Source organism: Roseobacter sp. (assembly GCF_024639605.1).
In the GTDB taxonomy this organism is placed as follows: domain Bacteria; phylum Pseudomonadota; class Alphaproteobacteria; order Rhodobacterales; family Rhodobacteraceae; genus Roseobacter.
In genome coordinates this window covers 1-12,642 of record NZ_JAHEHZ010000023.1, presented here as the reverse complement: position 1 = coordinate 12,642, position 12,642 = coordinate 1, and the positions used below count along the sequence as shown (strand labels likewise).

General features: G+C 61.0%; 15 protein-coding genes. 3 read left to right on the top strand and 12 right to left on the bottom strand.

Annotated features, from left to right (window positions below; translation table 11 throughout):
- Window positions 1–115: 115 nt before the first annotated feature.
- The 4 genes from Q0M35_RS05030 to Q0M35_RS05015 form a co-directional block, all read right to left on the bottom strand.
- On the bottom strand, window positions 116–565 hold the full coding sequence (locus Q0M35_RS05030; protein ID WP_295313126.1) for a GNAT family N-acetyltransferase: 450 nt from the start codon (window positions 563–565) through the stop codon (window positions 116–118).
- Complete coding sequence (tsaB, locus tag Q0M35_RS05025) at window positions 562–1,215, bottom strand: tRNA (adenosine(37)-N6)-threonylcarbamoyltransferase complex dimerization subunit type 1 TsaB (RefSeq protein WP_295313125.1); 654 nt, start codon at window positions 1,213–1,215, stop codon at window positions 562–564. The genes Q0M35_RS05030 and tsaB overlap by 4 nt, the downstream gene beginning before the upstream one ends.
- A gap of 386 nt (window positions 1,216–1,601) precedes the next feature.
- Window positions 1,602–2,165: a NifU family protein gene (locus Q0M35_RS05020; protein ID WP_295313124.1), complete on the bottom strand. Its 564-nt coding sequence runs from the start codon at window positions 2,163–2,165 to the stop codon at window positions 1,602–1,604.
- Between the two features lie 131 nt (window positions 2,166–2,296).
- On the bottom strand, window positions 2,297–2,752 hold the full coding sequence (locus Q0M35_RS05015) for a universal stress protein (RefSeq protein ID WP_295313123.1): 456 nt from the start codon (window positions 2,750–2,752) through the stop codon (window positions 2,297–2,299).
- Window positions 2,753–2,893: 141 nt separating this feature from the next.
- On the opposite strand from Q0M35_RS05015, the gene Q0M35_RS05010 reads away from it, so the two are divergent.
- The gene (locus tag Q0M35_RS05010; RefSeq protein ID WP_295313122.1) at window positions 2,894–3,304 is read left to right on the top strand and encodes a BLUF domain-containing protein; all 411 of its coding nucleotides are present in this window, start codon (window positions 2,894–2,896) and stop codon (window positions 3,302–3,304) included.
- Here Q0M35_RS05010 and Q0M35_RS05005 read toward each other — a convergent pair.
- Both Q0M35_RS05005 and Q0M35_RS05000 read right to left on the bottom strand, forming a co-directional pair.
- Entirely contained in the window at window positions 3,290–4,156 is an 867-nt protein-coding gene (locus tag Q0M35_RS05005; RefSeq protein ID WP_295313121.1) for a branched-chain amino acid aminotransferase, read from the bottom strand. The two genes, Q0M35_RS05010 and Q0M35_RS05005, sit on opposite strands and share 15 nt — an antisense overlap.
- Before the next feature lie 66 nt (window positions 4,157–4,222).
- Window positions 4,223–4,450 (bottom strand): hypothetical protein, encoded by a 228-nt coding sequence (locus tag Q0M35_RS05000; RefSeq protein ID WP_295313120.1) that lies wholly within the window; start codon window positions 4,448–4,450, stop codon window positions 4,223–4,225.
- Window positions 4,451–4,577: 127 nt separating this feature from the next.
- On the opposite strand from Q0M35_RS05000, the gene Q0M35_RS04995 reads away from it, so the two are divergent.
- Window positions 4,578–5,303 carry a M48 family metallopeptidase gene (locus Q0M35_RS04995; protein WP_295313119.1) on the top strand — a complete coding sequence of 242 codons (726 nt, stop codon included), beginning with the start codon at window positions 4,578–4,580 and terminating at the stop codon, window positions 5,301–5,303.
- Here Q0M35_RS04995 and Q0M35_RS04990 read toward each other — a convergent pair whose 3' ends face one another.
- From Q0M35_RS04990 to rimO, 4 genes are all read right to left on the bottom strand, one after another.
- Window positions 5,304–5,720 carry a thiol-disulfide oxidoreductase DCC family protein gene (locus tag Q0M35_RS04990; RefSeq protein ID WP_295313118.1) on the bottom strand — a complete coding sequence of 139 codons (417 nt, stop codon included), beginning with the start codon at window positions 5,718–5,720 and terminating at the stop codon, window positions 5,304–5,306.
- A gap of 14 nt (window positions 5,721–5,734) precedes the next feature.
- Complete coding sequence (locus tag Q0M35_RS04985; RefSeq protein ID WP_295313117.1) at window positions 5,735–6,124, bottom strand: hypothetical protein; 390 nt, start codon at window positions 6,122–6,124, stop codon at window positions 5,735–5,737.
- A gap of 105 nt (window positions 6,125–6,229) precedes the next feature.
- On the bottom strand, window positions 6,230–6,472 hold the full coding sequence (locus Q0M35_RS04980; protein ID WP_295313116.1) for a CDGSH iron-sulfur domain-containing protein: 243 nt from the start codon (window positions 6,470–6,472) through the stop codon (window positions 6,230–6,232).
- Window positions 6,473–6,545: 73 nt separating this feature from the next.
- Window positions 6,546–7,919, bottom strand: coding sequence for a 30S ribosomal protein S12 methylthiotransferase RimO (gene rimO, locus Q0M35_RS04975; RefSeq protein WP_295313115.1), 1,374 nt, complete (start codon window positions 7,917–7,919; stop codon window positions 6,546–6,548).
- Between the two features lie 64 nt (window positions 7,920–7,983).
- On the opposite strand from rimO, the gene Q0M35_RS04970 reads away from it, so the two are divergent.
- Window positions 7,984–9,894, top strand: coding sequence for an AsmA family protein (locus tag Q0M35_RS04970; RefSeq protein ID WP_295313114.1), 1,911 nt, complete (start codon window positions 7,984–7,986; stop codon window positions 9,892–9,894).
- A gap of 101 nt (window positions 9,895–9,995) precedes the next feature.
- Here Q0M35_RS04970 and kdsA read toward each other — a convergent pair whose 3' ends face one another.
- Window positions 9,996–10,829: a 3-deoxy-8-phosphooctulonate synthase gene (gene kdsA / locus Q0M35_RS04965; protein WP_295313113.1), complete on the bottom strand. Its 834-nt coding sequence runs from the start codon at window positions 10,827–10,829 to the stop codon at window positions 9,996–9,998.
- 1 nt (window position 10,830) lies between these two features.
- A complete protein-coding gene (locus tag Q0M35_RS04960) occupies window positions 10,831–12,612 on the bottom strand; it encodes a capsule biosynthesis protein (protein ID WP_295313145.1) in 1,782 nt (593 codons plus the stop codon).
- Between the last annotated feature and the right edge of the window lie 30 nt (window positions 12,613–12,642).

The window sequence follows — 12,642 nt, the reverse complement described above, 5'->3', positions numbered from 1 at the left end:
CAGTGTCTCCCGGTTTATATTTTGGCGTCGGCAACGCGGGAATTCACGCGCAGCGCCCGATATGAGCAGATGTTTTCTCATCCTGCGCAAATTAGGACCTGTACCGAAGGCAGGGTCAACCGGTTTTTGGCGCGGGCGCAGGCGTTTCCGCCGCGTCAGGTGCCCTGAGCGCAGACTTCATGAGCACTGCGTCCACAGCAGCGCTCCCGGGGCGGGCGTAATAGCCTGCCCGCCGCCCTGTTACAACGAATCCGTGCGCTGCATAAAGCGCCAGAGCTGCCGCATTATCCGCCGCCACCTCAAGAAAGGCCGTGTGTGCATCGACGCCGGTCATCCAGAGGTGCATCAGCTGCGATCCGCGGCCCGCCCGCTGTGCTTCAGGGTGAACGGCAAGGGAGATCAGCTCCGCCTCACCGGCGACGGTCATCACGAGCGCGAAGCCATCTGTGACTGCATGAACCGATACGTGCGGATTACGGAGCAGATCGCGCACCTCCTGCGGACGCCACCCCCGGTCCGGCGCAAAAGCGGCCTGATGTATCCGTGCGACCTCTTCCGGCGTCATGAAAGAATAACCGGTGGTTCATCGCGGGCAGGTGCCGCATCCGCAGGGCGGATATAGAGCGGTGCGGGGCGCGGATGACAGTCATCGCCACGTGTGATGCTCACCCGGGCAACTGTCTCTGCTACGGGCAGGGTTTGCCGGGCGATGCTGCCGCCGGTCTGCTCTGCAATCTCCGCTGCGCGGTGGCCGACGCAAAGCGGCGCCGCGCCCCTGAGGCTGGCAGGCAATGCCCCGAGGTCGCAGAGCAGCGGCGGCACCGGGACCGGCATGCCAAAGCTTTGCAGGTAAAAATGATCGCGCCGGGCATCGAGGGCAGAGACAACAGGTCCGTCAAACCCGAAGGCCTGGGCCTCGAGATTGCTCACGCCGATAGCAGGAATGCCAAGCCCCAGAGCGAGGCCGCGGGCTGCTGCCACTGAAATCCGCAGACCGGTGAAATTGCCGGGCCCGGTGCCAACCGCAAGCCGGTCGAGATCAGACCATCGGGCGCCGCCGGCGCGGAGCACCTCTGCACAGAAGTCCATCAGGCGTTCCGCCTGGCCCTTTGCCATCTCTTCGACGGCGGCAGCGACCAGGGTTTCTCCTGTCAGCAATGCAGCACCACAGTGAGGCCCCGAAGTGTCGAAGGCAAATGTCAGCGGACCGGTCATGATCACCACTGTCCGGACGGGCGGCGCAGCGACTCCCGGCCACTGACAGATGCCTTTTCCACGCTGTCGTCCATCGAAACCCGGCGCAGTACTGCTTGCGCGTGACAATGAAGGTCCGGAGGTATGTCCGCAAAATCGCTCTGATTGTTCAAGGAAATGCAAATCTGCCCGGACAGGTGCGCGAAAGTCGCAGCGCGCGGCGCACCGTGCGCGAATTTGCGCACCCCCCCGTCGACGCTGTCTGACAAGCGAAACCCTGGTCCGGGATCAGGCAGGGTCTCCGCATCTGCAAGGGAAAATGCCGCCACCGGGGCGGTCACGCTCATTGTGACGTGACAGCACCGGCCTGAATGAACAGGATCGCGCGGCCGAGAGCTCATCCCGCCTCAGCTGGCGACCGGGCGGACCTCGGTCACTTCTGGAATGTAATGGCGAAGCAGGTTCTCGATACCCATTTTCAGCGTAAGCGTCGAGGACGGGCACCCGGCACAGGCCCCCTGCATGTGCAGATACACCACACCCCGGTCAAAGCCGTGGAAGGTGATGTCGCCGCCGTCCTGCGCCACGGCCGGACGCACCCGGCTGTCGAGCAACTCTTTGATCTGACTTACAATCGCGCCATCTTCACCGGTATGCTCAGCATGACCGGAGGCAGGCGCATGATCACCCGACATCACCGGCTGACCGGACTGAAAATGTTCCATGATGGCGCCCAGAAGGGCGGGTTTGATGTGATCCCAGTCCACCGCTTCGGCTTTGGTCACCGTCACGAAATCGGTCCCGAAAAAGACGCCGGCGACGCCCTCCACGGCAAAGATGCGCATCGCCAGAGGGGATTTGTCGGCGGTCTCAGACGTCGGGAAATCGGCCGTCCCCATTTCCAGAACGGTCTGTCCGGGCAGGAACTTCAGCGTTGCGGGGTTCGGGGTGGATTCGGTCTGAATAAACATTCTGCTCTCTCCTGAGGTTGCACATGATATGCGGATTGACCGAAGCTAAGTCAAGGTTTGGAACCGTTCTAAACTGCACATGCGTCCGTGCATCCGAGGCCGTGCCGGAGGGGCGGGAACCGCGCGGTTGGTCAGGTAATCGCCTCTAGTTTTTCTTTGCTCAGATCACCCGGCACGATGGTGATCGGAATGGGCAGTCCGCCAGCCATGCGCGACAGATGCGTCACAAGCGGGCCCGGGCCCTTTTTGTCGCTTCCTGCGCCAAGCACAAGCACTCCGATGCTTTCGTCTTCACGCACCTGCGCCATAATCTCGTCAACGGCCTGACCTTCGCGGATGATCAGTTCGGGCTCAATCCCCTGGCGGTCACGCATCCACTTGGCAAAGACCTCGTAATGTACTTCGATCCGCTCGCGCGCCTCTTCGCGCATCATTTCTCCCACACCGATCCAGTGATTGAACTCGTCGGGCGGGATGATTGACAGAATGCTCACACCACCGCCGGTTTTGGCCGCGCGCATGGCCGCAAACCGCATGGCGTTCAGGCATTCACGGCTGTCATCGAGGATGACCAGAAACTTGCGCATGATGTGATGCCCCCTTTAGCCGCAATAATGGCGGTTCCGATTGGAAGGCGCAATCGCAAACTACTTGTGCTATTATCCAGCGCACATGGGAGGCACCGCGCAAATAAATGCTGTGCGTTAAATGGTTTCAGGAGACTGCCGATGCCGATGCAACAGATCATTTATGCCTCGCGGCCGTTCGGATACAGCCTTGATGTGCTTGCCGGAATTCTTGCGACGGCACGGTTGCGCAATGCCCGGTACAATATCACCGGCGCGCTGATCTGCCGGTCGGATATCTATCTGCAGCTGCTGGAAGGGCCGACGGGAAAGACGGAGGAGATCTTTCAGCATATCACAGAAGATGACCGGCACACCGAGGTCGAACTGCTGGTCAGGGCCAGAGTGCACGAGCGCCTTTTCCCGGACTGGGCGATGCACCACGATCCCGCTGAAACCTGGCTCTGGCCCCCGGATGAGATCAGAAACGGGGTGCTCTCGCAAAAATCAGCACGTGAAATCCGCGGGATTTTCGTGCGGTCGGCCATGTCCCTTGACTCACAGAGTCTCTGAGGCGGCCCAGTCCCAGTACATTTCGCGCAGCCGCCGTGTGACCGGACCGATCTGATACTGCCGGTCCTCAAGGGCGGTGACCGGAGTGATCTTTGACATATTGCCTGTAAGAAACACTTCGTCGGCCGCTTCAAAGTCGGCAAAAGTCAGCACTTTTTCGCGCACCTGCGTGCCGTCCTGCGCCAGATTTGCGATGTGCCGGGCCCGTGTGATCCCGGACAGAAAGGTGCCGTTCGCAACCGGCGTCAGAACTTCGCCGTCCCGGACCATGAACACATTCGCAGTCGCGGATTCCGCCACATTGCCGATAGCATCCGCCACAAGCGCGTTGGCAAAGCCGCGCGCACGGACCTCGGTCAGCATGCGCGCATTGTTGGGATAAAGGCAGCCGGCCTTGGCGTTCACGACATTGTCTTCAAGGACCGGGCGCCGGAAACGGGTCCGGCCCAGCGTCGTCGAAGCATCCGCCGGGGCCATCGGGATCTGCTCAAGACAGATCGCGAAACCTGTTTCTTCGCGGGATGGCACAATGGCGGTCAGATCCCCGTGGATGCCCCAGTACATCGGCCGGATATAAACCGCGTCGTCGGGGCCGTAATGCTTCAGCCCTTCACGAATGATCGCAACCATTTCTTCCGGAGCCACGGTGGGGGTGATCATCAGGGCGTGCGCGCTGCGGTTGACGCGTTCACAATGGGCCAGCAGGTCAGGCGCACGGCCCGAAAACATCCGCGCCCCGTCAAAGACACCGCTGCCCAGCCACGCTCCGTGATCTGCAGCCCGCATGACCGGTACGTCGTCTTTGTGCCACCGGCCTTCAAACCATGTGGTGATATTTGTCCCGGTGCTCATGCCGCCCTCCGCTGCTCCTCGCCACAGGAATACAGGACGACCCGGTCGGGTCAACGGGCCTTGCCGTCACTTTGCCCGGTAAACGCCTTCGGGCAGATTGAGTGCCGCGGTCAGATCGCGCCACTGGCAGGGCGATAACCGCACGGAAATGACCCGGTCGACGCGCGGATCATACTGGTTAAGCAGGACGTCGGTTTCGGTAACATGTACGGTTACATCCTCCAGAAGCGGGGCAGTGCCCTCGTCGACAAGAGTTACAACTGTAGCGTCAAATTCGTGCTCGATGGTAAACATGAACGGCAGCTTACATGACGCCACTCTGCAGACAAGTGCGACAAAGCACGCGGCACGGGGTGGCGTCTGCGCCTGCACGCACTAATATAACGGGTACGTAATGGTAACGGCATAAGGACGCCGAAGAATGAATGTAACGAGATCAGCCGCCTGCTTTTTCGCGATGCTGCTTGCAGGGTGTCAGGTAACAACCACGCAGGGACCCGCCCCGCAGCCCCGCCAGCAGACCCAGGCAGAATCCTCCACGGCCTCGCGGATTTCCGCCAGTGCCGCAGGGCGCAGCTTTGCCCAGGTCGTGCGCACTGTCGAGCCGGTGGCCGAGCGCGAATGTCGCGCGAGAACCCGGCAGGTGAACTGCGATTTCCGTATTCTGGTGGACGACCGTCCGGGCCAGCCGCCCAACGCCTTTCAGACGCTTGATAAATCCGGACGTCCGATCATCGCCTTTACACTGGCATTGATCGCCGATGCGCGAAATGCCGATGAAATGGCCTTTGTCATGGGGCACGAGGCGGCTCATCACATACGCGGCCATATCGCACGCCAGCAGCAGAACGCGGTTGCGGGAGCGGTCATCGCCGGGGGCCTTGCGGTATTGCTGGGGGGCAACCCCGATGTGATCGAAACAGCGCAGCGTCAGGGCGCTGCTGTCGGCGCGCGGACCTACTCCAAAGACTTTGAGCTGGAAGCGGATGCGCTCGGCACAGTCATCACCGCGCGAGCGGGTTATAATCCGCTGCGCGGTGCACAGTTTTTCGCCCGCATTCCCGATCCCGGTGACCGGTTTCTCGGAACCCACCCGCCCAATGCGCAGCGCATCGAGACGGTGCGTCGCACGGCGGCCGGCCTCTGATTATTTTTCCGGGGCGCAGGTCCCGGCGTCACAGCCGTTCCTGCGCATCCGGATCCTGTCAGATCGCCAGAGTAACGGCGCGAGCACAAGGTCATACACCGCGCCTGCAATGGGGCGCACGACCGGTGCGCCAACGACCCGCGCGAGCCATTTGTAACGCGGAATTTCGCGCCAGATCGCGATAAACGCGGGCAGACCGCTGCTCACAACTCCTTCGTTGCGCACATGCAGCCTTTTCGCAGCCGCCTCGCGCGTCAAACCCCAGCGCTCGAGAGTGTCCGCATCATTCAGGTCGTCAAATGCGAGGGGCAGCGACTGCTCGGCGCTGAGCGCCGCATAATGGTCGATCTCGCGGCTGCAGATTGGGCAGGAGGCGTTATAGAGAACGCGCAGGCGGGGGTCTGTCGGTTTGTTCATGCATCAGAGCTAGGTCATTGCCGGCGGGCAGCAACCGGATGCGACAAACCTGCGCGCGGCGGACGGTTTGCATCGATCCAGCCGGACATCAGTGCCTTGTCGCGGAAACACGCATCCGGAATGGCGCGCCTTCTGACGCGCGATATGCGTTCGGCAAAGGCCACCTGTCGGGACGACGGATAATCCGCAAACTGGCCTGTGGGTTTGGGCGGCTTATGTGCGTCGATCCAGTCTGACAGACGGTTCCGGTCCGCAAAAAGGTCTTTTGGCAACGGAGCGCCTGTACGTTTCGCCAGCGCTTCGGCATAGCGGATCTGTTTCTCACTGCCCGGCTCAGGAGCATGCAGCGGCAAAGCACCCTGTTCGGGGGCAAAAAGACCGGGGAACTGTGGTTGCAGGGACATGATCCGTTCCTCTTTCTGTGTATCAGTGTTCACACCGATGTAGAACAAAAAGAGAACAATTTCAACCAGCGGCAAAACTGTGCTGACGGTTTCTGTCAGCTGGTATCAGAGTTTGTTGTGCGCGCCATCGCAAAGAGGTGGATTTCCGGTACGCTTGCAACCGCAGAAAAACACCTTTTCATCCGCTTCAGCCACGTACTTCACCGGATTAAACGCGCTGACCTTGTGCGACCCGTCACAGAAGGGTTGTTTCGAGGATTGCCCGCAGGTGCACCAGAAATACGCCTTGCCCTCCGTAACATCTACGGCAAAGGGCCCTTTCTGCGCGATCTTTGGTGCATCCGACATCGGGCCCTCCGTGGCTTGTGGCTGTTCGCGATCCTAGCACCTGGCACGACCAAAAGCATCCCCGGCGCCGGTGTTATCCGACGATCTGACCCCAGAGGTCGTATTCGCTTGCCTCTTCCACCTCCACCGTGACGATGTCGCCGGGCTTCAGGGATGAAAAATCCTCGTCGATAAAGAGATTTCCGTCGATCTCGGGTGCATCCGCCTGCGTGCGGCAGGTGGCGGCCTCGTCATCGACCTCATCGACAATCACATCTATGCGCCGGCCGGTTTTTGCCGCCAGTTTCGTGGCAGAGATCGCCTGCGCTTTTGCCATGAAACGGTCCCAGCGGTCCTGTTTGACTTCCGCGGGGACATGATCGGGCAGAGCGTTTGAACGCGCGCCATCGACGTTCTCGTACTGAAAGCATCCGACCCGGTCGAGTTGCGCTTCATCCAGCCAGTCAAGCAGGGTCTGAAACTCCGCCTCTGTCTCGCCCGGATAGCCCACGATAAACGTCGAGCGCAGCGTCAGATCAGGGCAGACATCACGCCATGCGGCTATCTCATCGAGAGTTTTCGCTGCTGCGGCAGGCCGCGCCATGCGGCGCAGCACCTCCGGATGGGCGTGCTGAAACGGAATGTCGAGATAGGGCAGCACGAGGCCGTCGGCCATCAGCGGTATGAGCTGTCGCACATGCGGATACGGATACACATAATGCAGCCGGACCCAGGCCCCGAGAGAGCCCAGATCACGCGCAAGATCGGTTATATGCGCGCGGTGACCACGCTCTTCGGCATGGCGGATATCGACGCCGTAAGCTGAGGTGTCCTGGCTGATGACCAGCAATTCGCGCACGCCGCTTTCAACCAGCTTTTCAGCCTCGCGCACCACCGCATGCGCCGGCCGTGACTGCAGTCTGCCACGCATATCCGGAATGATACAGAATTTGCACTTGTGATTGCAGCCCTCGGAAATTTTGAGATAGCTGAAATGCCGGGGCGTCAGGCTGACCCCGCGCGCGGGCAGCAGATCAATGAACGGATCCGGGCTGGGGGGAACGGCGACATGCACGGCATCGAGCACCTGTTCATACTGGTGCGGCCCGGTCACAGCCAGCACTCTGGGATGCGCGCCGGTGATATATTCGGGTTCGGCACCAAGACAGCCGGTGACGATCACGCGGCCGTTTTCGGTCAGCGCCTCGCCAATGGCAGAGAGGCTCTCGGCCTTGGCGCTGTCGAGAAAACCGCAGGTGTTGACAATGACGGCGTCCGCACCGGCATAATCGGGCGATATGGCATAGCCTTCTGCGCGCAGCCGGGTCAGGATACGCTCGCTGTCCACCAGCGCTTTGGGGCATCCAAGACTGACCATCCCGATCGTCGGCTGGCCGGCGCGGGCGGGTTCAGCCATGCGGGGTTTTGGCGCGATATCAGGGCGCAGGTCTGGCGGGTTGGTGCTCATGCACCGGGCTATAATGTAGTTAATGCGCTCCGGAAAGGGGCTCTCTGAAGGACAGGAGCAGGGTATGAAGTGGATCTTCCGGCTGATCGGGCTCGTTCTGGTGCTAGCCTTTGTCCTTGTTGTATCCGTACTCTTTCTGCCGGCAGACCGCATCGCACAGATCGCCACTGACCAGCTGCGCGCAGCAACCGGGCGGGATGTTTCGGTCAGCGGTGTCAGTATCACGCTCTGGCCGGTGCTGGGGATGCGGGCGGGAGAGCTGGAGGTTGGCAATGCCAGCTGGGCAGAGCAGGGCCCGATGTTGCAGGCCTCCGGTGCGGCCATCGGGGTTGATGCTCTGGCGCTGCTCAGAGGGGAAATCCGGATCACCAATATCGAGGCACAAAGTCCGACCATCCGTCTTGAACAAAAAGCAGACGGGCGGGCGAGCTGGCTGTTCACGGACGCAAGCGGCGAAGCGCAGATCGAAACCGGCACATCGCCCGCACGCGAGGCCCGTGCAGTCAGCATTCAGCGTCTTGAGGTCACCGATGCGACCCTGATTTATGATGCGGAAGGCAGCGATCTGATTTCTTATTCCGGCGTGGATCTGACGCTCGACTGGCCGGACCGGCTCGGACCTGCTGATTTTGTGGCCGTGCTCCGCCCTGCCGGGGAACCGGTGACTGCGAAGGCCACGATCGACGGGTTTGCCGGATTTATCACCGGTGAGACCCGCAATGTCAGCATTGATATCAGTGCAGGGCCTGGTGACGTGAGCCTTGAAGGGCGTGCAAGTACCGCAGGCGAGGTTGCCGGCAGCTTTGAAGTCTTCACCAGTGACACCAGCGCTTTTGTGCAAGCGCTGGGCCTGCCGCCGGTCGCTCTGCCTGCCAGACTGGGCGCCAGGATTGATCTGACGACACAGCTGACGCTGACCGCAGACAGACAGCTGTCGCTGCGCGAACTTTCTGCCGATCTGGGTGGCAACCGACTGACAGGGGCCGCTGATATCGGTCTGAACGGCACGCCGCAGATTAACGCCCGGCTGGATGCAGGTCCGCTTGATCTGAGCGATCTCAGTACCGGGAGCGGGGGTGGCGCCGCATCGGTCGGCGGCGGTACGGCGTCCCCGTCAGGCAGCGGCTGGCCCACGGACCGGATTGATGCCGGTGCACTTTCATCTTTTAACGGTGAGATCGCGCTGAGCGCGGAAAGCATCGATCTGGGCCGGTTCCGCCTCGGAAAAACCCGGACAGTGCTGAGCAACGACAATTCCAGAATGGTCTTCATGCTCCGCGATGTTGTGGCCTATAGCGGAAATGTCACCGGTCGCTTTGTCATAAATAACCGAAGCGGGCTGTCCGTTGGCGGAGATCTGAGCGCGGACGGCATCGAGTTGCAGGGGCTTCTGGATGATGCGATCGGGCTGAGCCGGCTGACCGGCGGAGGTGACCTGCAAACGAGCTTTCTGGCCTCGGGCCCTTCGGTTGATGCGATGATGAATTCGCTCTCTGGTGAAGGCAGCCTTAACATCGGGCGCGGCACCATTGAGGGGATTGATCTCGACCGGCTGATGCGGTCCGGGCAAACGGGCAGCGGCACAACCGTCTTTGACCGCCTGACCGGAACCTGGACCATTGCATCAGGTGTGCTGAGCAACCGGGACCTGCTGCTGGAACTCGCAAACTACCGTGCCACAGGCGAAGGCACGGTCGGGATCGGCAGGAAAGTGGTTGATTACACCGCGACGCCAATTGCGCTGCGGGCCGGCAGCGGGCAGGGGATATCGATACCGGTCCGGTTTACCGGACCCTGGTCAGATGTGTCGGTTCAGCCAGATCTCGAAGCCGTTCTTGATGCGCAGATCGATGAACAGACGGACAGACTGGAGGAGAAAGCAAAGGAAAAGCTGCTCAAAGAGCTTGGCGGAGAAACGGGCGGCTCACTGGAAGATCAGATCAAAGACCGGTTGTTCAAAAAGCTCTTCGATTGAGCTGATAACTGATCACAACCGCTACGGTCTGCAGAAGTAATCGCGCATCTCAGGATTACTGCCCGGGACCCGGTGGTGCGATAATTCTGACCGCAGGGCGCTCAGAATTCCAGTGGTGAAGCTTTGGCAAGCCGGTCAAACTGCATCAGCGTGTCGATGAGTTTCGGCATCTTGTCCAGATAGATCATATTTGGTCCGTCTGAAGGCGACTTGTCCGGGTCTTCATGGGTCTCGATGAAGACTGCGCCGACACCGATGGCCACAGCAGCACGCGCCATCACAGGCGCAAATTCGCGTTGTCCGCCGCTTGACCCGCCTTTGCCGCCCGGCTGCTGAACCGAATGCGTGGCGTCCATAACAACCGGGTAGCCGGTTCGGGCCATCTGAGGCAGACTGCGCATATCGGCAACAAGCGCGTTATAGCCAAACGACGTTCCGCGCTCGGTCAGAAGGATACGCCTGTTTCCGGTGGATTCGATTTTCGTGACGATGTTCGGCATGTCCCAGGGCGCAAGAAACTGGCCCTTTTTTACGTTGATCACAGCGCCCGTGGCCCCTGCAGCGAGCAGCATATCGGTCTGGCGGCTGAGAAACGCCGGGATCTGCAGTATGTCCACAGCGTCAGCCGCCAGCGCACATTGCGCCTCGTTGTGAACATCCGTCAGCACCGGCACGCCGATGGCGCGCCCCACCGATTGCAGAACCCTGAGCCCGGCGTCGATGCCCGGCCCCCGGATCCCGCTCAGCGAGGTGCGGTTGGCCTTGTCATAGGAGGCTTTGAACACATATTGCGCGCCGGCAGCATCACACGCTTCCTTCATCCGTCCGGCGATCATCTGCGCGTGGTCTTCGCTTTCCAGCTGGCAGGGCCCGGCGATGACCGTCAGCGGGAGATCATTGCCGATTGTCAGATCGCCGACGGATACATGCGTCATATCAGGAGGTCACCTGTTCTCTGAGAATGGATGCTGTCAGGGACACCATCAGATAGACACCTGCAAATATCAAGAACGCGAGAATGGTATTCTCAAAGCTGCGCGGATAGCTGGCCTCCTGAGGCGCCACCGGCCTGACGCTGGTTGTCAGATACCGCACCTGGCGGTTTGCCTCGAGCCGGGTCTGTTCCATCTGCTGCAGCGCCGACTGCAGCAGCATATCGCGGGTGGCGAGATCGGCCTGCGCCATCTGGCTGCGTACGCTGAGCTGTGCCAGTGAGTTTTCACCCTGGCTGGCGTCAGTCATCCGGGCGTTCAGCTCTTCGAGCTGTTCATTCAGGCGACGGATATCACCGCGCGCACCATCCACACGGGACTGGTTCGGCCGGCTGTTATCAAGCAGTGCGGCAAGCTGCAGTTCTTTCTCGAGGACCTGCATTTCGACCTGTGTTATCTGCTGGCGCAGGCTGGCAATTACCGCCTCCGGATCCAGCGTCGCGCCCTGAAGCTGCAGATTTACGAGTGCTTCCTGTGCCGCCCGGCGTTCTTCCTCGGCCTGGCGGAAGCTTTTCTCTGCTTCGGCCATCTGGTCACCGCGTTTTTGCTGGCTGAGACTGTTCACGCGTTCCTCAGCGTAATCGATCAGAGCCTGACTGTAACGCGCGCTGATTTCGGGATCGGCCGCAACGACCTCCATCCGCAGAACACCTTCGGTCGGGTCATACCCGACTTTCACGCGTTTCTGATAGGCGCGATAGGCATCCTCATTGGTCGGGTCTTCCGACATACGCTGAATGGGGTCGATCCAGGGCTGCGTGAAATGCGATTTGAATCCGATGTCCCGGTCCAGACGCAGCATGGCGTCTTTGGACTGCAGATAGGACTGCACAGCGATACTGTCCTGAGAGGTGGCAAACTGCGTCCCGCTCAGCAGACCTGCGGCGGCACCTCCGGCCTGGCCATCCGCCTGCAGGATCAGGAACTCGGATTTGGTTGCATACATCGGCGTTGCGACAAAGAAAAAGTAGATCCCGGCGATCAGCGTGGGCAACATCACGAAAGCAGCCAGCCGGCTTACCAGCATCACCATTTTGCGGCGACGCCGGCGCGAAATATCCGCCTGAATTTCCGAGATCTGGCGGTTCCGCTGTTCGGCAGGGCTCACATTTGTTGACGGCAGTGTCTCGGACGGACCCGGCACTGTCTGGGGCAGCTGAATGCGACCGGTCGGCTCCTGGCCGGCTCCCGTTGCCCCTTTTGCGGCCGCTTCGCCGCCCGGCACAACAAGTTCGAGCATGTTGGCGCGCTGAAAGGGATCAATACCGCGTGCCCGCAGCAAACGCACGGCGTCAAAATCGGATGTCGGCGCCAGTTCGTGTTTGTGAGCGATGCGCCGCGCCATGCGCAGTTGGCGTCCTGTCAGACCTTCGCGCCGGATTGCGTCAAGCTGCAACGCCACGGTTTCGGGTGAGCCCGCAGGTTTCGCGGCGGTCTGCTGCGCACGCGCTTTGGGCGGCGCGCCAGCCTGTGTCTGTGCCTGAGGCCGTGCCGGTACATTGGAGTTTGTTTCCGGCAGCCGTTCGGGAGAAGCCTTCGCCGATGCAACCTCGCGCCCGGGCATTCCCCTGCCGGGTTGCGCAACACCTGCTGCTGGTCTTGTGACCGGCGCCGGCTGCTGTTGTGGTGCGGCCGGCTGTTGGTCACCAGAAGCTGCCGGACGCGTGCCCGGCTCGGGACCGGTGCGCCGGATGCGATACTTCCTAGCTGTCGGTTTCGTAGTCATAAAGCTGTTTCGCTTCTTCCAGTGTGTCGA